This is a genomic window from Streptomyces sp. NPDC053474 (assembly GCF_044544845.1).
Lineage (GTDB): Bacteria > Actinomycetota > Actinomycetes > Streptomycetales > Streptomycetaceae > Streptomyces.
The window spans coordinates 144,929-169,542 of the sequence record NZ_JBITXV010000009.1 but is presented as its reverse complement, the minus strand read 5'-3'; the positions used below and the strand labels follow the sequence as shown (position 1 = coordinate 169,542).

General features: G+C 74.5%; 2 protein-coding genes. Both read right to left on the bottom strand.

All coding sequences use genetic code 11. The features are described 5' to 3' along the window. Positions 1-11 precede the first annotated feature (11 nt). Positions 12-13,433, bottom strand: a complete 13,422-nt coding sequence (locus tag ACIG3E_RS22475; protein ID WP_399619190.1) for an amino acid adenylation domain-containing protein — start codon at positions 13,431-13,433, stop codon at positions 12-14. Continuing rightward, positions 13,430-24,478: an amino acid adenylation domain-containing protein gene (locus tag ACIG3E_RS22470; RefSeq protein ID WP_399619188.1), complete on the bottom strand. Its 11,049-nt coding sequence runs from the start codon at positions 24,476-24,478 to the stop codon at positions 13,430-13,432. Before ACIG3E_RS22470 ends, ACIG3E_RS22475 begins: the two co-directional genes overlap by 4 nt. Between the last annotated feature and the right edge of the window lie 136 nt (positions 24,479-24,614).

Here is a 24,614-nt window from a genome sequence, read left to right as displayed (position 1 = left end):
GGGGATCGTGCTCACGCGTCGCCGTCGAGGGCCTCGGCGAGGACCGCGCCGATCGCGGCGGCCCCCTCGGCTCCGAACAGGTCGGCGTGGCGGCAGTCGACGGGGTGGTCGGTGATCGCGCCCGCCACATACGGCTGCCAGGCCTCCCGCGCGGTGACCGCGTCGGCCGGGCGGCCGCGCGTCGCGGTCACGAACAGGACGTCGCAGTCGACGCTGCCGGGTGTGTGGTCGCGGATCAGACGGCTGCTGTGCACGGCGGTATCGAGCACGGCTGCCACGGTGGCCTCGTCCAGCTGGAGCCGCCGGGCCTGCTCCCCGCGCAGCAGCGCGAGCACGTCACGGCGGTCCGCGCCGCGCTCGACCAGGTCGCGCACCGCGCTGCCCGCGCCCGGCAGCAGGGCGGCGAGCACCTCCTCCTCGGCCTCCGCGTCGAGGACGGCCGGGTCCTTCACCGCGTCGTCGGCCGGGTAGGAGTCGAGCAGCGCGAGGAACGCGACCTGCTCGCCGTCCTTCTCCAGGAGCCGGGCCATCGCGTGCGCGACGGTGCCGCCGAGGGACCAGCCGAGCAGGTGGTACGGGCCCGTGGGCTGCACGGCCCGGACGCGGGCGGCGTAGTACTCGGCCATCTCCTCGATGGAGGCGGGCCTGGCGTCCGGCTCCGTGATGCCGCGCGCCTGGAGGCCGTACACCGGGCGGTCCGCGTCCACGTGCCCGAGCAGGGCCGCGTAGTTCCAGCTCAGTCCGAGGACGGGGTGCACGCAGAAGAGGGGTGCCGCGCTGCCGGTGGTGCGCAGGGGCAGGAGCACGTCGAGGCCGTTGTCGGCGGCTCCTTCGCCGAGCCGCGCGCCGATCCCGGCGGCGGTCGGGGTCTCGAACAGCGCCCGCAGTCCGATCTCGGTGCCGAACGTCCTGCGCACCGCGCCCATCAGGCGTACGGCGAGCAGCGAGTGTCCCCCGAGCGCGAAGAAGTCGTCGTCGGGGCCGACTTCCGGCACGCCGAGGGCGTCGGCGAACAGCGAGCAGAGCACCAGTTCCTGCGGGGTGCCCGGGGCACGCCCCGCGCCCCCGGCGGGCAGCGCGGGGGCGGGCAGGGCCCGCTTGTCGAGTTTCCCGTTGGGTGTGGTCGGCAGCGCGTCGAGGTGCACGAAGGCCGAGGGCACCATGTAGTCGGGCAGCAGTCCCACGGCGTACGCGCGCAGCCGGGCGGGGTCCGTCGTGTCTCCCGTCTCCGGTACGACGTACGCCACCAGGCGCCGGTCCCCCGGCCGGTCCTCACGGACGACGACGGCTGCTCGCCGCACGTGCTCGTGGCGCAGGAGTGCGGCTTCGATCTCGCCGGGTTCGATGCGGAAGCCGCGCAGCTTGACCTGGTCGTCAGCACGGCCGACGAAGACCAGCTGACCGTCCGCGTCCCAGCGCACCAAGTCGCCCGTACGGTACATGCGCTCACCAGGCGCGAACGGGTCGGCCACGAAACGCTCCGCCGTCAGGGCCGGACGCTTCAGATAGCCGCGCGCCAGCGCCTCGCCGGAGACGTAGAGCTCGCCCACAACGCCCCGGGGGACCAGGCGCAGATGCGAGTCCAGGACGTACAGGCGCGTGTTCCACACCGGACGGCCGATCGGGACCGTGCCGCCCTCCGCGCCCGCACCGGTACCGAAGGTGACCTGGATGGTCGTCTCCGTCGGACCGTACAGATTGACCGGCCGCAGACCCCACACGTCCACCACCGACGCGGCCAGCGAGGACCTCAGGGGCTCGCCACCCGCGAACACCCGCCGCAGAGACGCCACTTCACGCGCCTGCGGCACCTCCAGCACCGCCGCGAGCAGAGTGGGCACGAACTGCGCCACCGTCACCTCATGCTCCCGCATGAAGCCGACGAGCCGTTCCGGCTCCTTGGCCACCTCATCAGAAGCCACCACCACCGCGGCCCCCGACACCAATGGCAACCACGACTCCCACACCGCCGCGTCAAAGCCCGGGGACGTACGAGCCAACACACGGTCCCCAGCCCCGACACCGAACTCGGCCCGCATCCACAGCATGTGGTTCACCGCAGCGTCCTGCGACACCACCACACCCTTCGGACGACCCGTCGAACCCGAGGTGTAAATCACGTAGGCGCCGTCCCCGCCGGAAACCGCGGGGGCCTCGGCATGCGCTGCCTGTTCGTGGTCCACGACGACGTGGGTGAACTCAGGCGGCACGAGGTCCGCCGTCTCCTCCGCCACGACGACCGCGACCGGTCGTGCCTCCTCAAGGACTCCAGCGATGCGCTCCGGGGGCAGGCCCGCGTCCAGCGGCAACCACGCCGCACCGGACAACGCCACACCCACCTGCGCCACCACCCAGCCCACCGAACGCGGCACCACCACACCCACGACCGAGCCGACACCGGCGCCGCTCGCCACGAGCCGCGCGGCCAAGGCACTGGCTCGGGACCACAACTCCCCATAGGACAGCGTGGTTTCACCATCCGCGACAGCCACCGCGTCAGGGTGCGCGGCGGTCCGCTCCCGCAGCAGCGACAGCAGCGTCGCCCCTTCCGGAGTCTCGGTCGCGGTCCCGGCGCCCCAGGCGGCCAGGCGGTCGCGCTCGTCGTCCGCGAGCAGTTCCACGTCGCTCACGCGGGCCTCGGGCTCCGTCACCGCACCGGCCAGGAAGCGCCCGAAGGAGTCGGCGAGGAACCGCGCCGTGGCGGGGTCGAACAGGTCGGCGGAGTACTCCAGCTCGCCGTCCAGGTCCTGCCCCAGCGTGAGGGAGAGGTCGAACTTGGCGGCTGTGGCGGCGACGGGTTCGGGGCGGGCGGTGAGGCCGTCGAGTTCGGTGTGCGGCAGCTCTGTGTTCTGGAGGGTGAGCATGACCTGGAAGAGCGGGTGACGGGCCATGGACCGGACCGGGTTGAGGGCCTCCACGAGGCGCTCGAAGGGCAGGTCCTGGTGGGCGTACGCGCTCAGGTCGCGGTCACGGACGCGCTCCAGCAGGGTGTGGAACGTGGGGTCGCCCGAGACGTCGGTGCGCAGGACCAGGGTGTTCACGAAGAAGCCCACCAGGTCATGGGTGGCTTCGTCGGTGCGCCCGGCGACTGGCGTGCCCACCGGGATGTCGTCGCCGCAGCCGAGGGCGGTCAGCCATCCGGCCAGTGCGGCCTGGAGCACCATGAAGACGCTGGTGTGCGTCTGCCGCGCCAGCTCTGTCACGCCTTCGCGCACCTCGGCCTCGACGCGCAGCGGCACGCTGCCGCCGCGGCCCGTGGACCGGGCGGGTCGCGGCCGGTCGGCGGGCAGGGCGAGCTCTCCCGGGAGGCCGTCCAACGCCTCGGTCCAGTAGGCGAGTTGGCGTGCGGCCAGGCTGTCGGCGTCGTTCTCGTCGCCGAGCAGTGCGCGCTGCCACAGGGTGTAGTCGGCGTACTGCACGGGCAGTTCGGGCCACTCGGGGGCCGTGGCCGTGCGGCGGGCCGCGTAGGCGGTGGTGAGGTCGCGGACGAGCGGGGCCGTGGACCAGCCGTCGGTGACGATGTGGTGCAGGACGAGCAGCAGGACGTGCTCGTCGGCCGCGAGCCGGAAGACGATGGCGCGCAGCGGCGGCCGCTCGGTGATGTCGAAGGTGGCCCCGGCCTCCCGCGCCAGGGCGGCGTGCAGGGCCTCCTCGTCGCCGCGTACGTCCGTGAGGCGCACCTCCAAGGACGTCGCGTCCGCCGCCCGGACGACCTGGTGCGGCTCGCCCCCGGACTCGGGGAAGACGGTCCGCAGGCTCTCGTGCCGGGCCACGACGTCGGCGAGCGCCCCGCGGAGCGCGTCGAGGTCGAGGGTGCCGGTCAGGCGCAGCGCCATCGGCACGTTGTAGGTGGGCGTGGGTCCCGTGAAGGCCTCCAGGAACCACAGGCGCTGCTGGGCGAAGGAGAGCGGGAGGCGCTCGGGGCGCGCGGCGGGGAGCAGGGCGGGGCGCCCGGGCTCGTGCCGCTCGTCCAGGGCCGTGGCGAGCGCGGCGACGGTGGGCGCCTCGAAGAGCGTCCGCAGCGGCATCTCCGTACCGAGGACGGTACGGATCCGGCTCGCCAGGCGGGTGGCGAGCAGCGAGTGGCCGCCGAGCGCGAAGAAGCTGTCGTCGATGCCGACCCCCGGCACGCCGAGGACCTCGGCGAACAGGCCGCACAGGATCTCCTCGCGGGGCGAGCGCGGGGCGCGCCCGGCCTCGGTGGGCGCGAACTCCGGCTCGGGCAGGGCCTTGCGGTTGACCTTGCCGTTGGGCATCAGGGGCAGCGCGTCTAGGGCCATGAACGCGGACGGCACCATGTAGTCGGGCAGGCTCGCCGCGAGGCGCTCGCGCAGGGCGGCCACGCGGTCGGGGGTGCCGACGGCGTAGGCCACGAGCCGCTTGTCCCCCGCCTCGTCCTGGTGCAGGCGTACGACGGCCTTGCCGATGCCGGGCTCCGCCTCGATCGCGGCCTCGATCTCGCCGAGTTCGATGCGGAAGCCGCGCAGCTTGACCTGGTCGTCGGCGCGGCCGAGGAACACGAGCTGGCCGTCGGCGCCCCAGCGCACCAGGTCACCGGTGCGGTACATGCGCTCGCCCGTGGCGAACGGGTCGGCCACGAAGCGCTCCGCCGTCAGGCCCGGGCGCTTCAGATAGCCGCGCGCGAGGCCGGTGCCGGAGACGTACAGCTCGCCGACGACGCCCGGCGGGACCAGCCGCAGGCCCTGGTCGAGGACGTAGACGCGCTTGTTCCAGATGGGGCGGCCGATGGGCGGGATCGTGGGGTCGGCGATCGGGTCGCTCATCGACGCGCAGACCGTCGCCTCGGTCGGACCGTACGAGTTGATCATGCGGCGGTCGCGGTACCAGCGCCGGACCAGGGCGGGCGAGCTGGCCTCGCCGCCGACGATCAGGGTGCCGCCCTCGGGCAGCGACCCTTCGGGCATGACGGCGAGTCCCGCGGGCGGCAGGTCGATGTGGGTGATGCCCTGCTCGGCGACGAGCTCGACGAGCGGGTCGCCCGGCATCATGCGCTCCAGCGGGGCGATGACCACGCGGGCGCCGCTGAGCAGCGCGGACCACACCTCGGAGACGTGGCTGTCGAAGCTGAGCGAGGAGAACTGCAGGACGCGGCTCTCCGGCTTGGTCGCGTACCACTCGACCTTGGACCAGCCGAGGCTGGGCAGGCCCGCGTGCGGCACGACGACGCCCTTGGGCCGTCCTGTGGAGCCCGAGGTGTAGATCAGGTAGGCGGGGTGGTGCGCGCGCAGCGGCGCGGCCCGGTCGGCGTCGTCCAGGTCGGTGGTGGCGTATCCGGCGAGTTCCGCGCGCAGGGCGGGCGCGTCGAGGACGACCGCGGCGCGCCCGTCGAGCGGCAACCGCCCGGCCACCTCGGACACGGTGACGACGAGCGCCGGGTCGGCGTCGTCGAGCATGTACGCGATGCGGTCGGCCGGGTACTCGGGGTCGACGGGCAGATAGGCGGCGCCGGACTTCAGGACGGCGAGGAGCGTCACGAGCATCCGCTCGCTGCGCGGCATCGCCATGGCGACGAACCGCTCCGGGCCCGCGCCGCGGGCCACGAGGAGCCGGGCGAGGCGGTTCACTTCGGCGTTCAGCGTCGCGTACGACAGCTCCGTGCCTTCGTAGGCCACGGCCACGGAGTCCGGGGAGCGGCGCACCTGGTCCTGGAGGAGTTCGTGGATGAGCCCGTCCGGGATGTCCCGGCGGGTGTCGTTCCACCGTTTCAGGAGCAGGTCGCGCTCGGCGGGTGTGGTGAGGTCGTGGTCGGCAACGCGCCGGTCGGGTGCGGTGCACACGGCCGTCAGGAACGCGGCGAGCCGGTCCGCGAACGCCTGGGCCGTGCCGTGGTCGTACAGGTCGGCGGAGTAGTCGACCGAGCCCGTGATGCCTCCAGGCGCGCCGTCGGTGAAGGTCTCCCCCACGTCCACGGAGAGGTCGAACTTGGCGCCACCGCGCGACAGTTGCTCGGCGGTGACGCGCAGGCCGGGGAGGTCCATCGCGGGCAGGTCGGTGTTCTGGAAGGCCAGCATCACCTGGAACAGCGGGTGACGGCCCAGCGAGCGCACCGGGTTCAGGACCTCCACCAGGCGCTCGAACGGCACGTCCTGCTGCGCGAACGCCGCCAGATCCACCTCCCGCACACGACCGAGCAGCTCACGGAACGTCGGATCACCCGACACATCGGTACGCAACACCAACGTGTTCACGAAGAAACCGACCGCGTCCTCAAGAGCTTCATCCGTACGGCCCGCCACCGGCGAACCGATCGGCACGTCGTCCCCCGCACCCAGACGGGCGAGGAGGGCGGCGAGCGCCGCCTGGAGGACCATGAAGACGCTGGTACCGCTGTCCTGGGCGAGCCGCGCGAGGCGCGCGTGCACGTCGGCGTCGACGGCGAAGGGCACGCTGCCGCCCCGGTCGCTGCCCGCGTTCGGGCGTACGCGGTCGCCAGGCAGGGTCACTTCCTCCGGGAGTCCCGCCAACGCGGTCTCCCAGTACGCGATCTGGCGCGCGAGGACGCTGTCGGCATCGCTCTCGTCGCCGAGCAGTGCGCGCTGCCACAGGGCGTAGTCCGCGTACTGCACGGGCAGCGGCCGCCATACCGGAGCCCGGCCCTCGGCACGGGCCGCGTACGCCGTCGACACGTCCCGGGCCAGCGGCGCCAACGACCAGCCGTCGCCCGCCACATGGTGCAGGACGAGGAGCAGGACGTGGCTGTCCGCCGCGACCGAGAACAGCACGGCCCGCAGCGGCAGTTCCGTCGCGAGGTCGAAGCCTTCCTGGACGGCGGTGCGCAGTGCTCCCGCGAGGGCGTCCTCGGTGATGTCCGTGAGGGTGAGCGGCACCGTCGCGGCCGTGGTGGCACGCACCACCTGCTCCGGTTCGCCGTCCCGCTCGGGGAAGACGGTGCGCAGGCTCTCGTGCCGCTCCATGACGTCGGCGAGCGCGGCACGCAGCGCCTCGCGGTCGAGGCGGCCCGTCAGGCGCAGCGCCAGCGGCATGTTGTACGCGCCGCTGTCCGGCTCCAGGCGGTTGAGGAACCACAGGCGGCGCTGGGCGTACGAGAGCGGGAGGTGCTCGGGCCGTGCTCCCGGGAGCAGGGCGGGGCGGTCCTCCAAGGCGGCCTGGTCCAGGGCTGCCTGCTCCAGGGCTGCCGCGAGGGCGGCCACGGTCGGCGCCTCGAAGAGCGTCCGCAGCGGCATCTCCACGCCGACGGCGGTACGGACGCGGCTGGCGAGCCGGGTCGCGAGCAGCGAGTGCCCGCCCAGGGCGAAGAAGTTGTCGTCCACGCCCACACGCTGCTCGTCCAGGCCGAGCACGTCCGCGAACAGGGCGCGCAACAGCTCCTCGCGCGGTGTCGCGGGCGCCCGGCCCTCCTGGTCCGGGGCGAACTCGGGCGCGGGCAGGGCCTTCCGGTTCACCTTGCCGTTGGGCAGCAGCGGGAAGGCGTCGAGGGCCACGACGAGCGACGGCAGCATGTACTCCGGCAGCGTCCGGGCCAGCGCCGCGCGCAGCCCGGCCGTGGCGTCCGCCGCGCCGACGGCGTACGCGACGAGGTGCTGCTCCCCCGCAGGCGTCGAGTGCGGCGCCACGACGGCGCGGGACACACCGTCCAGGGCCTCGATGGCGGCTTCGATCTCACCGGGTTCGATGCGGAAGCCACGCAGCTTGACCTGGTCGTCGGCACGGCCGAGGAAGACCAGGTGCCCGTCCGCGTCCCAGCGCACCAAGTCGCCCGTACGGTACATGCGCTCACCCGTGGTGAACGGGTCGGCCACGAAACGCTCCGCCGTGAGACCGGGGCGCTTGAGGTAGCCGTGCGCCAACGCCTCACCCGAGACGTACAGCTCACCGACAACACCCTGCGGGACCAGACGCAGATGCGCGTCCAGCACGTACAGGCGTGTGTTCCACACCGGACGGCCGATCGGCACCGTGCCACCTGCGACGCCCGTACCGGTACCGAAGGTGACCTGGATGGTCGTCTCCGTCGGCCCGTACAGGTTGACCGGCGACACACCCCACACGTCCACCGCAGCAGCAGCCAGCGACGACCGCAGCGGCTCACCACCGGCGAACACCCGCCGCAACGACGCCACTTCACCCGCCTGCGGCACCTCAAGCACCGCCGCGAGCAGCGTCGGCACGAACTGCGCCACCGTCACCTCATGCTCCCGCATGAACCTGACGAGCCGCTCCGGCTCCTTGGCCACCCCATCCGACGCCACGACCACCGCAGCCCCCGACACCAACGGCAGCCACGACTCCCACACCGCCGCATCAAACCCCGGCGACGTACGAGCAAGGACCCGATCCCCGGCCCCCACACCGAACTCGGCCCGCATCCACACCATGTGGTTCACCGCACCGCGCTGCGACACCACCACACCCTTGGGCCGACCCGTCGACCCCGACGTGTAGATCACGTACGCGCCGTCCTCACCCGACACGGCGGGAAGCTCGGCACCACCCATCCGCTCGTGGTCCAGGACGACATGGGTGAGCCCCGGCGGCACAAGACCCGCCGTCTCCTCCACCACAACCACCGCGACCGGCCGCGCCTCGCCAAGAACCCCAGCGATGCGTTCCGCAGGCAGCCCCGCGTCCAACGGCAACCACGCCGCACCGGACAAGGCGATACCCACCTGCGCCACCACCCAGCTCGCCGAGCGCGGCACCACCACACCCACAACGGACCCGGCACCGGCGCCGGACGCCGTGAGCCGCGCAGCCAAAGCACCCGCCTCAGCCCACAACTCGGCATACGACAGCGCGGACTCACCATCCACCACAGCCACCGCGTCAGGCTGCGCCACAACCTGCTCCCGCAGCAGCGACACCAGTGTCGCCTCCTCCGGGACAGCCACCTGGCTGCCCTGCCCGGCGACGAGCGCGTCGCTGCGTTCGCCGTCCGTGAGGAGCTCGAACATGCCGAGGCGGCGGTCGGCGTCCTGGGCGGCGGCCGTCAGGAACGTCGTGAGCCGGTCGGCGATGCCCTGGGCCGTCGTTCGGTCGAAGAGGTCGGTGGCGAAGTCGATGGTGCCTTCGAGGCCCGCGGCGGCGCCGTCCTCGTCGTGGCGTTCCCGCAGGTTGACCATGAGGTCGAACTTCGCGGCGACCGGTGCGCCCGGCCCTTCCTCGACGCGCAGGCCGGGGAGGTCCACGACGGGCAGTTCGGTGTTCTGGAAGGCCAGCATCACCTGGAACAGCGGGTGACGCCCCAGCGAGCGCACCGGGTTCAGGACCTCCACCAGGCGCTCGAACGGCACGTCCTGCTGCGCGAACGCCGCCAGATCCACCTCCCGCACACGACCGAGCAGCTCACGGAACGTCGGATCACCCGACACATCGGTGCGCAGCACCAACGTGTTCACGAAGAAGCCGACCGCGTCCTCAAGCGCTTCGTCCGTACGGCCCGCCACCGGCGAACCGATCGGCACGTCGTCCCCGGCACCCAGGCGCGAGAGCAGCCCCGCGAGGGCGGCCCGCACCACCATGAAGACGCTCGTCCCGCTCGCGCGCGCGAGGTCCACGAGCTGCGCGTGGGCGTCGGCGTCCACCGTGAAGGGCACGGTGTCGGCGCGGTGGCTGGGGCGGGCGGGGCGGGGCCGGTCGACGGGAAGCGCGAGCTCTTCCGGGAGGTCTGCCAACGCGTCGCGCCAGTACGCGACTTGGCGGGCGAGGAGGCTGTCGGGGTCGCTCTCGTCGCCGAGCAGCTCCTGCTGCCACAGCGCGTAGTCCGCGTACTGCACCGGCAGCGGCTCCCACCCAGGTGCCCGGCCCTCGGCGCGGGCCGCGTACGCCACCGACACGTCCCGCGCCAGCGGCGCCAACGACCAGCCGTCGCCCGCCACATGGTGCAGGACGAGGATCAGGACGTGGCTGTCCGGTCCGGTCGCGCACAGGCGGGCGTACACGGGCAGGTCGGTGGCGAGGTCGAAGCGGTGGCGGGCGGCCTCGGCGAGGTCCGCCGCCAGGTCGGCCTCGGCGCACTCGCGTACGTCGAAGGGCACGGTCGCGCGGGCCGGGTCCAGGACCACTTGGTGCGGTTCGCCGTCGCTCTCGGCGAAGACGGTACGCAGGCTCTCGTGGCGTTCGACGACGTCGGCGAGCGCGGCGCGCAGGGCCGCGCGGTCGAGGCGGCCCGTCAGGCGCAGCGCGAAGGGCATGTTGTAGGCGTCGCCGCCGGGCTCCAGGCGGTCGAGGAACCACAGGCGGCGCTGGCCGACGGAGAGCGGGAGGCGCTCGGGGCGCGGGGTCACGGCGCGTACGGCAGGCCGGGTCCCGGTGGCGCCCTGGCGCGCGCGGGCGGCGAGGCCCGCGACCGTCGGGGTGTCGAAGACGGCGCGCAGCGGCAGTTCGACGTCCAGGGCGGCGCGGATGCGGCTGATCACGCGGGTGGCGAGCAGGGAGTGGCCGCCGAGGGCGAAGAAGTCGTCGTCGGCGCCGACCCGCTCCAGGCCGAGGACCTCGGCGAAGATGCCGCAGAGGGCTTCCTCGGTGGCGTTCGCGGGGGCCCGGCCCGTGCTCGCCGCGGTGAACTCGGGGGCGGGCAGGGCCTTGCGGTCCAGCTTGCCGCTGGGGGTCAGGGGCACGGCGTCGACGGCGATGACGGCCGACGGGACCATGTAGTCGGGGAGCGCGGCGGCCGCGTGGGCGCGCAGCGCGGCCTCGTCGCCGGGGCCGTCCCCGTGCACGTACGCGACGAGGAGCTCGTCGCCCGCGGCGCGCTCGTGGACGACGACGGTCGCCCAGGACACGCCGGGGGCGGTGGCGAGCACGGCCGCTATCTCGTCGAGTTCGACGCGCAGCCCGCGCAGTTTGACCTGGTGGTCGGCGCGGCCGACGAAGACGAGGTGGCCGTGGCGGTTCCAGCGGACGAGGTCGCCGGTGCGGTACATGCGCGCGCCGTCCGCGAACGGGCTCGCCACGAAGCGCTCGGCGGTCAGGCCGGGGCGGCCCGCGTAGCCGCGGGCGAGCTGGTCGCCCGCGAGGTACAGCTCCCCGGTGACGCCGGGCGGCACGGGGCGCAGGGTGCGGTCGAGGACGTACACCTGGGTGTTCCACACGGGGCGGCCGATGGGGACGGTGCCGCCGGTCTCGTCGGGGGACGCGCGGTGGTAGGTGACGTCGACGGCGGCCTCGGTCGGGCCGTACAGGTTGTGCAGCTCGGCGCCGAGAACGTCGTGGAAGCGGGCGGCGAGGTCGGCGGGCAGGGCCTCGCCGCTGCACACCACGTGGCGCAGGCTCGCGCAGTCGGCGGCGGCCGGTTCGTCGACGAAGGCGTGCAGCATGGACGGCACGAAGTGGGTCATGGTGACGCCGTGGCGCCGGATGGTCGCGGCGATCCGGGCGGGGTCGCGGTGGGCGCCGGGCTCGGCCATGACGAGGGCCGCGCCGGAGAGCAGCGGCAGGAAGAACTCCCACACGGACACGTCGAAGCTCGACGGCGTCTTCTGCAGGATGCGGTCGGCGGCGCCCACGTCGTACGCGGCGCGCATCCACAGGAGCCGGTTGACGATGGCGTCGTGCGGGACGGCGACGCCCTTGGGGCGGCCCGTGGAGCCTGAGGTGTAGATCATGTACGCGGCGTTGCGGGGCCGCAGGGGGGCGGTGCGCTCGGCGTCGCTCAGGTCGTGGTCGGCGTACTGCTCCAGCTGGGCGCGCAGGGCGGGGTCGTCGAGGACGAGGGGTGCGGGTGTCCGCGGGAGCTGGGGGGCCAGGTCGGCGGTGGTGAGGACGGCGACGGGGGCCGCGTCGGCCAGCATGTACGCGATGCGGTCGGCCGGGTAGTCGGGGTCGACGGGCACGTAGGCCGCGCCGGACTTGAGGACGGCGAGGAGGGCCACCATCAGCTCGACGGAGCGGGGCACGGCGAGCGCGACGGTCGTCTCGGGTCCGGCGCCCAGGGCGACGAGGTGGCGCGCCAGCCGGTGGGACCGCGCGGAGAGCTCCCGGTAGGTGAGGGTCTCGTCGCCGAAGACCAGGGCGGGGGCGTCCGGGGTGCGGGCGGCCTGCTCCTCGATGACGGACACCAGGGTGGTGGCGGGGACCTCGCGCGCGGTGTCGTTCACGTCGGCGAGGACGCGGCGGTCCGCCGGTGTGGCGATGTCGTGCCGGGCGAGCGGCAGGTCCGGCGCGGCGCACACCGCGGCCAGGAAGGCGGCGAGCCGGTCCGCGAACGCCTGGACCGTCTCGCGGTCGTACAGGTCGGCGGAGTAGTCGACGCAGCCCGTGATGCCGCCGGGCGCGCCCGCCGTGAAGCTCTCGCCCACCTCGACGTGCAGGTCGAACTTGGCGCCGCCGCGCGGGAGTTCCTCGGGGGCGACGCGCAGGCCCGGAAGGTCCACGACGGGCAGGGTGGTGTTCTGGAAGGCCAGCATGACCTGGAAGAGCGGGTGGCGGCCGCGCGACCGTGCCGGGTTCAGGGCCTCGACCAGGCGCTCGAACGGCACGTCCTGGTGCGCGAAGGCGGCCAGGTCCGCGGCGCGGACGCGGCCGAGGAGTTCGCGGAAGCTCGGGTCGCCGGACACGTCGGTGCGCAGCACCAGCGTGTTCACGAAGAAGCCGACCGCGTCCTCAAGGGCCTCCTCCGTGCGGCCCGCCATGGGGGAGCCGATCGGCACGTCCTCGCCCGCGCCGAGCCGGGCGAGGAGCGCGGCCAGGGCCGCCTGCACGACCATGAAGACGCTCGCCCCGCTCTCCTGGGCGAGCCCCGCGAGGCGCGCGTGCACGGCGGCGTCCACGGCGAAGGGCACGCTGCCGGAGCGCTCGCTGCTCACGGCGGGCCGCGTCCGGTCGCCCGGCAGGCCCGCCTCGTCCGGCAGCTCGGCGAGGGCGCCGCGCCAGTAGGCGATCTGGCGGGCCATCAGGCTGTCCGGGTCGCTGTCGTCGCCGAGCAGCTCCTGCTGCCACAGCGCGTAGTCCGCGTACTGCACCGGCAGCGGTTCCCAGCCGGGCGCCCGGCCCTCGGCGCGGGCCGCGTACGCCACCGACACGTCCCGGGCCAGCGGCGCCATCGACCAGCCGTCACCGGCCACGTGGTGCAGGACCATCAGCAGGACGTGGCTGTCGGGCGTGACCGAGAACAGCTCCACGCGCAGCGGCAGGTCGGTGGCCAGGTCGAAGCGGTGGCCCGCCGCGGTGGTGAGGGCTGCTTGCAGCTCGTCCTCGGAGCAGGAGCGTTCGACGATGTCGAGGCGCACCTTGTCCATGCGCAGGATGCGCTGGCGCGGTTCGCCGTCGCGCTCGGGGAAGACGGTGCGCAGGCTCTCGTGGCGTTCGACGACGTCGGTGAGCGCGGCGCGCAGCGCCTCGCGGTCGAGGCGGCCGGTGAGGCGCAGCGCCAGCGGCATGTTGTACAGCGCCGTGCCGTCCTGGAGGCGGTTGAGGAACCACAGGCGGCGCTGGGCGTAGGACAGCGGGATCATTCGTCCTCCTCGGGACGGCGCATGCGGCGCAGGACGGGGCGGCTCGGGCGGCCCTGCTCCGTGGTGGTGCTTGCTGCGGTGGCGGCGGCCCGCGCGAGGCGGGCCACCGTGGGGTTCTCGAACAGGGCGCCGAGCGGCAGGTCCACGCCGAGGGCGGCGCGGACGCGGCTGATCACGCGGGTGGCGAGCAGGGAGTGGCCGCCGAGGACGAAGAAGTCGTCGTCGACGCCGACCCGCTCCAGGCCGAGGACCTCGGCGACGATGCCCGCGAGGGTCTCCTCGCGGTGGTCGCGCGGGGCCCGGTAGGCGGTGTGCTCGTCCGCGCGGACGTCGGGCGCGGGCAGCGCGGACCGGTCGAGCTTGCCGCTCGGGGTGAGCGGCAGCGCGTCCAGGGTGATCAGGTGCGCGGGCACCATGTAGCCGGGCAGGGCGCGGGCGGCGTGCTCGCGCAGCGCGCCGGGGAGAGCGGCGTCCGGGGTGCCCTCGGGGACGACGTACGCGACCAGGCGCAGGTCCCCGGCGGGGCCCTCGGCGGCGGTGGCGACGCAGTGGGCCACGGCGGGGTGCGCGGCCAGGACGGACTCGACCTCGCCGAGCTCGATGCGGAAGCCGCGGATCTTCACCTGCTGGTCGGAGCGGCCGAGGTAGGCGAGCTGGCCGTCAGCGGTCCAGCGCACCAGGTCGCCGGTGCGGTACAGGCGGGCGCCGGGCGTGAACGGGCTGGCCACGAAGCGTTCCGCGGTGAGCGCGGGGCGCCGCAGATAGCCGCGGGCGAGCCCGGCGCCCGCGAGGTACAGCTCGCCCGCGACGCCCGGCGGCACCGGGCGCAGCCGCGCGTCGAGGACGTACACCTGGGTGTTGCGCACAGGACGACCGATCAGCGGGGTCTGGGCGCCCTCGCTGTCGGCGTGCCAGGCGGTGGCGTAGACGGTGGCCTCGGTCGGCCCGTAGATGTTGGCGATCCGGCTGCCGGGGACGGCGGCGCGGAGGTCGGCCACGGCCTGCGCGGAGAGGGCCTCGCCCGCGAGGGCGACGGTGTCGGCGGTGACCTTGCCCGCGGCCCCGCCGAGGACGCCCGCGAAGGCCGAGGGCACACCGCTGAGCAGCGTGCCGTCCCAGCGCGGCCGTTCGCCGATGACGAGCAGGTCCCGGACGATCTCGACACGGCCGCCGCAGGCCAGCGGGCCGAACAGCTCGAAGACGGAGACGTCGAAGTTGAGGGACGTGGCGCACAGCGTTTTCGCGAGCCGCTCGGGGCCGAACTCCTCGGCCGCCCACAGCGCGAGGTTCACGGCGTTGGCGTGCGGTACGACGACGCCCTTGGGCCTGCCGGTGGAGCCGGAGGTGTAGATGGCGTAGGCCGGGTGGCCGGGGCGCAGCGGGGCACGGCGTTCGGCGTCGGTGAGCGGGGCGGCGGGGCGCGCGGCGACGGCGGCGGCCGTCAGCGGGTCGTCGAGGACCAGGCGCGGCACCTCGGCCGTGGCGGGCGCGGTGGCCGCCGTGGTGACGAGGAGCGCCGGGCGGGCGTCGCCCAGGATGTGGGCGATCCGGTCGGCGGGGTAGGCCGGGTCCACCGGGACGTAGGCGGCGCCCGCCTTGAGCACGGCGAGGACGGCGACCAGGGTCTCGGCGGTGCGGGGCAGCGCGAGGGCGACGAAGTCCTCGGGTCCCGCGCCCCGTTCGACGAGGTGGCGGGCGAGCCGGTTGGCCCGCTCGTCGAGCTCCCGGTAGGTCAGGGTGGTGTCCGCCGCGAGGACCGCCTCGGCGTCCGGGGTGCGGGCCGCCTGCGCCTCCACGAGGGCGTGCAGCGTGGTGGGCGGGGTGGGGCGGGCCGTGGCGTTCCAGCCCTCGACGATCAGGGTGTGCTGCTCGGGCGCGAGCACCGGGGCGGCGCCGACGGGGCGGTCCGGTGCGGCCGCGGCCGCCTCCAGGAGGCGTGCGAACGACGCGGCCAGGCCCTCGACGGTGGCGGCGTCGAACAGGTCCGTGGCGTACTCCACCTCGCCCTCGATGCCGAGGGCGGTGCCGTCGTCGGCGTACCGCTCGGTGAGGCTGAAGGCGAGGTCGAACTTGGCGGAGGCGGCACCGGCCCGCTCGACCGTCGCGTCCAGCCCCGCGAGGCCGACCTCGGCCGCGGTGGTGTTCTGGAACGTCAGCATCGTCTGGAACAGCGGGTGGCGGGCCATGGACCGGGCCGGGTTGAGCTGCTCCACCAGGTGCTCGAAGGGCACGTCCTGGTGCGCGAACGCCGCGAGGTCCGCCTCCTTCACACGGGCGAGGAGCTCACGGAAGGTCGGGTCGCCCGACACGTCGGTGCGCAGCACGAGGGTGTTCACGAAGAAGCCGACGAGGTCGTCGAGCGCGACGTCGGTGCGCCCGGCCACGGAGGTGCCGAGCACGATGTCGGTGCCCGCGCCCCACCGCGCCAGGAGTGCGGCGAGCCCGGCCTGGACGGCCATGAAGGGGCTGGCGCCGCCGTCGCGGGCGAGGCGCGCCAGGGCGGCGTGGGTGTCGGGGCCGAGCCGCACGGGCACGGTCGCGCCCCGGTGGCTCGCGGTGCGCGGGCGCAGCCGGTCGTAAGGCAGCTGGAGCTCGTCGGGGGCCCCGGCCAGCTGGGTGCGCCAGAACGCGGTCTGCCGCGCGGCCGGGCTGTGCGGGTCCGCCACGTCACCGAGCAGTTCACGCTGCCACAGGGCGTAGTCGGCGTACTGCACGGGCAGCGGCTCCCACCCGGGTGCCCGGCCCTCGGTGCGGGCCGCGTACGCGAGGGAGATGTCCCGGGCGAGCGGGCGCATGGACCAGCCGTCGGCGGCGATGTGGTGCACGACGAGCAGCAGGACGTGTTCGTCGGCGTCGACGCCGAACAGGTGGGCGCGCAGCGGGAGTTCGTCCGTGAGGTCGAACTTGCGGGCGATGGCGGCGGCCAGCTCGTCGTCCAGGCGGGCGCGCGGGCAGTCGCGGACCTCCGGCTCGACGGGCGCGGCGGGGCGCACGAGCTGGTGCGGTTCGCCGTCGGTCTCCGGGAAGACGGTACGCAGGCTCTCGTGCCGTGCCACGACGTCGGTGAGGGCCGCCCGGAGCGCCGCGCGGTCGAGGGGGCCGCGCACGCGCACGGCGAGCGGCATGTGGTAGGCGGCGGAGCCCTCTTCCAGGCGGTTGAGGAACCACAGGCGGCGCTGGGCGTACGACAGGGGCACGGCCGCGGGCCGGTCCGTGGCGGTCAGCGGCGGCCTGGTGTCACCCGCCGTGGCGGCGATGCGGGCCGCGAGCCCGGCCACGGTGGGCTGCTCGAACAGGTCCTTGATCTGCACCTCGGTACCGAGTTCGGCGCGGATGCGGCTGGTGAGCCGGGTGGCGAGCAGGGAGTGCCCGCCGAGGTCGAGGAAGCTGTCGTCGATGCCGACCCGCTCCACGCCGAGCACGTCGGCGAAGAGCGCGCACAGCGCGGCCTCCCGCTCGGTGCGCGGCGCGCGGCTGCTCGCGGCGGCCTCGAAGCCGGGACGCGGCAGCGCCTTGCGGTCGAGCTTGCCGCTGGGCGTCAGCGGCCAGTGGTCGAGGGTGAGGAACGCCGAGGGCACCATGTGGGCGGGCAGCTCGGCGGCGAGGTGGGCGCGCAGCGCTTCACCGCCCGGGGACGGGGACGACGTGGACGGCGACGGCGACGGGGGCGCTTCGGCGGGCAGGACGTACGCCACGAGCCTGCCGTCGACGACGGCCACGGCCGCCTGGCCGACCGCGGGGTGTGCGCTCAGGGCGGCCTCGATCTCGCCGAGTTCGACGCGCTGGCCGCGGATCTTGACCTGGTGGTCGGAGCGCCCGGCGTAGCGCACGCGGCCTGCGGCATCCCACGATCCGAGGTCGCCGGTGCGGTACATGCGGGTGCCGGGCGGGCCGTAGGGGTCGGCCACGAAGCGTTCGGCGGTCAGGGCGCGCCGGTCCAGGTAGCCGCGGGCGAGCTGGCTGCCCGCGAGGTAGAGCTCGCCGGTGACGCCCGGGGGCACCGGGCGCAGGGCCGCGTCCAGGACGCGGATCTGGGTGTTCCAGACGGGGCGGCCGATCGGCACGGTGCGCGGTACGTCCTGCTGGGGGCAGGTCCAGTGGGTGACGTCGACGGCGGCCTCGGTCGGCCCGTACAGGTTGTGCAGCGGGGCGTCGGAGATCTTCCGGAAGTCCTCGACGAGGTCGGCGGGCAGGGCCTCGCCGCTGCTGAAGACGCGGCGCAGGCGCGTGCGGCCCCGGGCGGCGGGCTCGTCGGCGTAGGCCCGCAGCATCGACGGCACGAAGTGCACGGTGGTGACGCCGGTGTCCTGGATGAGCCGGGCCAGGAGCGCGGGTTCGCGGTGTGCTCCGGGCGGCGCGACGACGATCGAGGCGCCGCTGATCAGCGGCCAGAAGAACTCCCACACCGAGACGTCGAAGCCCGACGGGGTCTTCTGGAGCACCCGGTCGGTGGCGTCGAGGCCGTACTGGTGCTGCATCCACAGGAGGCGGTTGACGATCGCCGCGTGCTCCACGACCACGCCCTTGGGGCGGCCGGTGGAACCGGAGGTGTAGATGACGTACGCGGGGGTGCGTCCGGTCGGCCGCCGCGTGTCCGGATCGGTGTCGGGGCAGGACCGCACGCGCGCCATGACGTCGTCGCTGTCCAGGGCGAGGGCCGGGACGTGGCAGGGCAGGCCGGGGGCGAGCGCGGTGCTCGTCAGGACGAGGTCGGGCGCGGCGTCGCTGAGGATCTGCGCGGTGCGCGACGCGGGGTGGTCCGGGTCGAGCGGCACATAGGCCGCGCCGGTCTTGACGATGGCGAGCAGCGCGAGGACGAGGTCGGGCGAGCGCTCCAGGGCGACGCCGACCTTCGTCTCCGGGCGGGCTCCGCGCTCGCGCAGGTGGTGGGCGAGGCGGTTGGCGCGCGCGTTGAGTTCGGCGTACGTCCAGGTCGTGTCGGCGTGGTGGAGGGCGGGCGCGTCGGGGGTGCGGGCGGCCTGCTCCTCGACGAGGGCGGGCAGGGTGGTGTCGGGCACCGGGTGCGCGGTCGCGTTCCACCCGGTGAGGACCTGGGCGCGCTCCTCCGGGGCGAGCAGGTCGAGGCGGGCGAGCGGGGTGTCCAGGTCGCCGGCCAGGGCTTCGAGGAGCCGGTGCAGGCGCTGGCCGATGCGTTCGGCCTCCTCGCGGCCGAGCACGTCCGGGCGGTGGTCGAGGGCGATGCGCAGCCGCCCGCCGTCGTGGTGGCCGGGCAGCACGACCAGGCGCAGCGGGTAGTGCGCGCCGTCGTGCACGGTGACGTCGGTGACGGCGAGCCCGCCGCCGGGCAGCCGCAGCGCCGCCATGTCCACCGGGTAGTTCTCGAAGACCAGGCAGGTGTCGAAGAGGGCGCCGAGGCCGGTCGCGGTGTGCAGGTCGGTGAGGGCGACGTGGTGGTGCGGGGTGAGCGCCGACTGCTCGGCCTGCACCGCGCCGAGCAGCTGGGCGGCGGTCGTGCCCGGCGTGGGGCGCACCCGGACCGGCACGGTGTTGATGAGCAGGCCGACGACGTCCTCGGCGCCCGGCAGGTCGGCGGGGCGGCCGGAGACGGTGGCGCCGAAGAGCACGTCGTCGCGCCCGGTGAGCGCGCCGAGGAGGATGCCCCAGGCGCCCTGCACCAGGGTGTTCAGGGTCAGGCCCCGGCCGCGCGCGGCGGCGAGGAGGCGCTGGGTGAGGTCGGCGGAGAAGTCGAGGGACACCCGCTCGGGCCGCCGCGGCAGGTCGGCGCCCGCACCGGCGGCGAGGAGGGTGGGTTCGTCGACTCCGGCGAGCGCGTCCGTCCAGGCGCGCAGCGTCTCGTCGTGGTCCTGGCGGGCGAGCCAGCCGAGGTGGTCGCGGAAGGGCCGCACCGCGGGCAGCGCGCCCGCGCCCTGCGTGTACAGCGTGAACAGCTCGCTCATCAGGAGCGAGGTGGACCAGCCGTCGAGGACCACGTGGTGGTTCATGAGGACGAGGACGTGCCGGTCGGCGGCGAGCCGCAGCAGGCCGAAGCGGACGAGGCGGGGCGTCGAGACGTCGAAGCGCGCGGCCCGGTCCGCGGCCAGGAGCTCGTCGAGCCTGCCGCGCTGGGCCGCCGGGCCCAGGTCGCCGAGGTCCGTCTCCCGCCAGTCCAGGGGCACGTCACGGGCCACGACCTGCGTCCAGGTGCCGTCGTCGCCGCGCTGCCGGAACGCGCTGCGCAGCGCCGGGTGGCGGCGCACCAGCTCGTGCGCGGCGGCGCGCAGCGCCGCGGCGTCGAGGGGACCGGAGAGCTCGAAGGCGAACTGCGCGGTGTACACGTCGGCACCAGAGGTGTCGTACAGCGCGTGGAACAGGAGCCCTTCCTGGAAGGGCGTGACGGGCAGGACGTCCTCGACGCCGCCGTAGGCGGGCGTGAACTCCGCCTCCAGAGCGTCGATGTCGGGCTGTGTCAGGGCGACGAGGTCCAGGTCGGACGGTGTGTGCCCGCCCGCTCCCGGGTTCCGCGCATGCCGTACGAGGGTCTCCAGGGCCCGCTGCCAGGTGTCCGCGAGCGCTGCGACCTCGGGCGCGTCGAAGAGGTCGCCGGGCCAGCGCCAGACCACGCTCAGCTCGTCGCCTTCGCCGTCGCCGGTCTCGCGGGCGATGACCTCGATCTCCAGGGCGTGGGCGAGCGGCATCCGCGGGTCGGCGCCGCCGCGGAGTCCGTCGGCGTCGAGGGTCCAGGCGAGGTCGCCCGTGTCGCCGGTGCCGCCGGTGCCGAGACCGGACGTACGGCCGAGGTAGTTGAAGCCGATCTGCGCGTGCGGGCGCGCGCCGAGCACGGCGGCGGTGTCGGCGTTGAGGTAGCGCAGCAGGCCGTAGCCCAGGCCGTGGTGGGGCAGGGCGCGCAGGTGCTCCTTGACGGATTTGATGAGGTCGCCCGCGGCCGCTCCCCCGGTCCACGCGCTCTTGAGGTCGTCCGGCGCGTCCAGGCGGACCGGGTACAGGGAGGTGAACCAGCCGACGGTGCCGGTCAAGTCGCCCCCGAAGGCCTCCGTCTCGCGGCCGTGCCCCTCGACGTCGACGCGGACCGGGCCCGTGGCGCGGCCGGTGGCGCCCCGCCAGTCGGTGACGGCGAGCGCGAGGCCCGCGAGGAGGACGTCGGTGGTGCCCGCGTGGAAGGCGGCGGGCACGGACGTGAGCAGCGGGCCCGTCAGGTCGGCGGGCAGGGTGCGGGTCAGGTGGGCCTCGGTGGCCACGGTGTCGTGGGCCCGGTCCAGGGGGCGGCGGCCGAGCGGCTGTTCGTCGTCGCCGAGGATGTCCTGCCACAGGGCGAGTTCGGCGGTGTGCTCCGGCGCGTGGGCGAGGCGTACGGCCTGCTCGGCCCACTCCTTGAGCGGGGTGGTCAGCGGGGCGGGCTCCGGGGCGGCGCCCCGCGCCTCGGCCTCGTAGGCGGCGACGAGTTCGGGCACCAGGATGCGCCAGGAGACGCCGTCGACACACAGGTGGTGCAGGACGAGCACGAGGCGGCCCGGCGCGTCGGGGCCGCGGTCGCACCACACCGCTTCGACCAGGGCGCCGTCGCGGGGCGCGAGGCAGCGCGCGGCCCGCTCGCGCTGGTCGTCGGCGAACGCGCGCAGGGCGTCGCCGTCCAGGTGCGCGGCGTCGACGCGCGTGACGCACTCCTTGGCGGACACCGTGTCGCGCGGGGCCACGGCCAGCTGCCAGGCGCCGTCCTCGTCGGTGAGCCGCAGGCGCAGCGCGTCGTGCCGGTCGAGCAGGTGCTGCACGGCGCGGACCAGCGCCTGTTCGTCGAGGTCCGCCGGGACGCCGAGGACCGCCGACTGGTGGAACGCGTCGATGGGGCCGCCGCGTTCGCGCAGCCACTCGACGATGGGCGTGGCGGGCACGGGGCCGGTGCCCGCGTCCGGGTCGCGCTCGACCGCGGCCGTCTCCTCGGTGCGGCAGACGCGGGCGAGGGCGGCGACGGTGCGGTGCGTGAAGACGTCGCGCGGCGTGAACACCAGGCCCGCGGCGCGCGCCCGGCTGGCGAGCTGGATCGCCATGATGCTGTCGCCACCGGCCTCGAAGAAGCCCTCGTCGACGCCGACGGACTCGACGCCGAGCACCTGCGCGTACAGGGCGCACAGCGCCGTCTCGGCGGGGGTGGCCGGGGCCCGCCCGGTCTCGGCGGTGGTGAAGACGGGCTCGGGCAGCGCCCTGCGGTCGACCTTGCCGTTGTGGGTGAGCGGCAGCGTGTCCAGGGTGACGAAGGCGGCGGGCACCATGTACGAGGGCAGGTCGCGGGCGGCGTACGCGCGCAGGTCGTCGACGTCGAAGTCGCGGGCAGCGGCCTCTCCGCGGGTCTCCTCGCCTGCCTCCGCCGCGGCCTCCTCGGCGACGACGTAGGCGACGATGCGCTTGTCGCCGCGCGGGCCCGTGCGGATGTCCACGGCGGCGTGGGCGACGCGCGGGTGCGCGGCGAGGGCGGACTCGATCTCGCCCGGTTCGATGCGGAAGCCCCGGATCTTGACCTGGTCGTCGGCGCGGCCGACGAACTCCAGGTCCCCGTCGGCGTTCCAGCGCACCAGGTCGCCGGTGCGGTACATGCGCGTACCGTCGGCGGCGAAGGGGTCGGCGACGAAGCGCTCGGCGGTCTTGCCCGCCTGCCGGACGTATCCGCGCGCCAGGCCGATGCCACCGGCGTACAGCTCACCGACGCGGCCCGGCGGCACGGGCCTGAGGCCGTCGTCGAGGACGTAGGCGCGCATGCCCTGGAAGGGGCGGCCGATGGGCATGGGGTCGGGCACCTCGGCGTGCGGGGGCAGCCGGTGGTAGGTGATGAAGGTGGTGGCCTCGGCCGGGCCGTAGCCGTCGACGACGGTGAGGTCCGGGCAGGCCTCGCGGACGCGGCGCACGGTCGCCGCGGGCACGACGTCGCCGCCCGCCCACAGCTCGGTGAGCCCGTCGAGGCAGCCGGGGTCCTCCTCGGCGACGAGCCGGAAAAGACCAGCCGTCAGCCACAGCGAGGTGACGCGGTGCCGGGCGAGGGTGGCGCCCAGGGTGGGGATGTCCATTTCGCCGGGGGGTGCGACGACGACTTCACCGCCGCCGAGGAGCGGGACCCACACCTCGTACGTCGCGGCGTCGAAGGCGGCCGGTGAGTGGAGGAGCACGCGCTGCTGCGCGCCGCCGCGCCAGACGCTGTCGAGGGCGAGCCCGAGGATGTCCTCGTGCGTGATGGCAACGCCCTTCGCGGCGCCGGTCGAGCCGGAGGTGTACATGACGTACGCCAGCTGCGCGGGGCGGCAGACGACGTCGGGTTCGTCGACGGGCTGTCCGGCGCGGGTGGCGGGGTCGTCGACGACGACGGCGGGCACACCGAGCTCGCGGGCCCGCTCGACGGTCGTGCGGTCGCACAGCACCAGGGGCGCGCCGGTGTCCTGCGTCATGGTGCGCAGGCGCTGGTCGGGGTGGCGCAGGTCCACGGGGACGTAGCAGCCGCCCGCCTTCACGATGGCGAGCGTGGACACGACGAGGTCGACGGTGCGCTCCTGGAGCACGACGACGGGGGTCTCGTCGCGGACGCCGAGCGCGATGAGGCGGTGCGCCAACTGGTTGGCGCGCTCGTGGAGTTCGCGGTAGGTCAGGCGCTCGTCGTCGCCGGTGACGGCGGTCGCGTCGGGGGTGCGCTGGACCTGGGCGGTGAAGCGCTCGGTGAGGGTGGTGGCTGTGGGGTCCTCGCGGTGCGGGGTGCTGGCGCCGCCGGTCAGGACGTGGCGGCGCTCGGCAGGCGTGAGCAGTTCGGTGCGGCCGACGGTGGCGGCCGGGTCGGCGGCGGCCGCGCTCAGGAAGGACAGCAGGCGCTGCTGGTGTCCGGTCGCCTCGTCGGGCGTGTACGAGGCGGCGTTGGCCTCGACTTCGAAGAGGATGCCGTCGCCGCCGTGGTCCTGCACGACGACCGAGAGGTCCTCGGCGGGCCCGGCGAGATAGGTCTGGGCGCCGACGGCGTCGCCGAAGCGCAGCCCGCCGCCGAACGGCAGGATGTTGACCTGCGTGGTGAACAGGGCGTCGGTGGTGCCGAGGTCGGCGCGCATCTCCTCGGAGAGGTAGCGCTGGTGGCGCAGGGCGCGCTTGGCCTCGGCGGACGCCTGCCGCACGAGGTCGGTCCAGGCGGCGCCGGGGTCGACCTCCAGGCGCAGCGGCACGACGTTGGAGACCATGCCGGGCGTGGCGCGCAGGGCCGCGTTGGTGCGCGCGGTCACGGGCAGGCCGAGCACGACGTCCCGCTCCCCCGTCATCCGGTGCAGATATCCGGCGGTGGCGGCGATGGCCAGGGCGGGCAGGGCGCTGCGGGCCGTGCGCGCGGCCTGCCGCACGGTGTCCGCGGCCGCGGGGCCGATGCGTCCGACGCGGCGCGTCGTGCTGCCCGCGGGGGCGACGGGACGGCCGGAGAGCGCGAGGGGCTTCGGCAGGTCGCGCAGCCGCTCCGCCCAGTAGGCGCGGTCGTCGTCGTACGCCGCCGAGGCGCGGTAGTCCGCGTCCTGCGCGAGGAGCTCGGACAGCGTCCCGAAGGTGCGGTCCTTCGGCTCCTCGGCGCGGGCGAGAGCCGTGTAGATGTCGGCCGCGCGGCCGCTGATGAGGGCGCCGGAGTAGCCGTCGGTGACGAGGTGGTTCCCCTGGAGGTAGAGCAGGTGCCACTCCGGGGAGAGCCGGAGCACGGCGACCGTGAACAGCGGCCCCGCCACCAGGTCGACCGGGCGTTCCACGGACTCCCGCATCCACCGCTCGGCGGCCTCGCGCGGCAGCAGTTCGCCGCTGAGGTCGACGTAGGGCAACTCCCAGTCGTCGGGGCGCTCGCGCCGGATCTGCACGGCGGTGGCGCCGCTCTCCTCGAACCGCACGCCGAGCGCCTCGGTCTCCGCGATCGCCTGCCGTGCGGCCTTAAGGAGCAGCTCGGGCGTCAACGGCCCCCGGATATCGGTGTATTGGGCGACGTTGTACGCGCTGCTCACCGAATCCAGCTGCTGCGCGAGCCACACGCCGCGCTGCGCGCGCGAAAGCGGCGAACGGTCCAGGCCAAGCATGACTAGCTCCCCCGTAATTCCTTTGCGGCCCGCTCGTCCCGACACGGACCCCATTGCTGTGCAGACGCGGTTATGCGTACGCCCGATAGAGCGGGCGCATGAATGCTCAACCAATCATTGGGCAATTGGCTAAACG

Coding starts and splice junctions, on each gene's coding strand:
- ACIG3E_RS22475 (WP_399619190.1), bottom strand. CDS start 13,433: ATGATCCCGCTGTCCTACGCCCAGCGCCGCCTGTGGTTCCTCAACCGC.
- ACIG3E_RS22470 (WP_399619188.1), bottom strand. CDS start 24,478: ATGCTTGGCCTGGACCGTTCGCCGCTTTCGCGCGCGCAGCGCGGCGTG.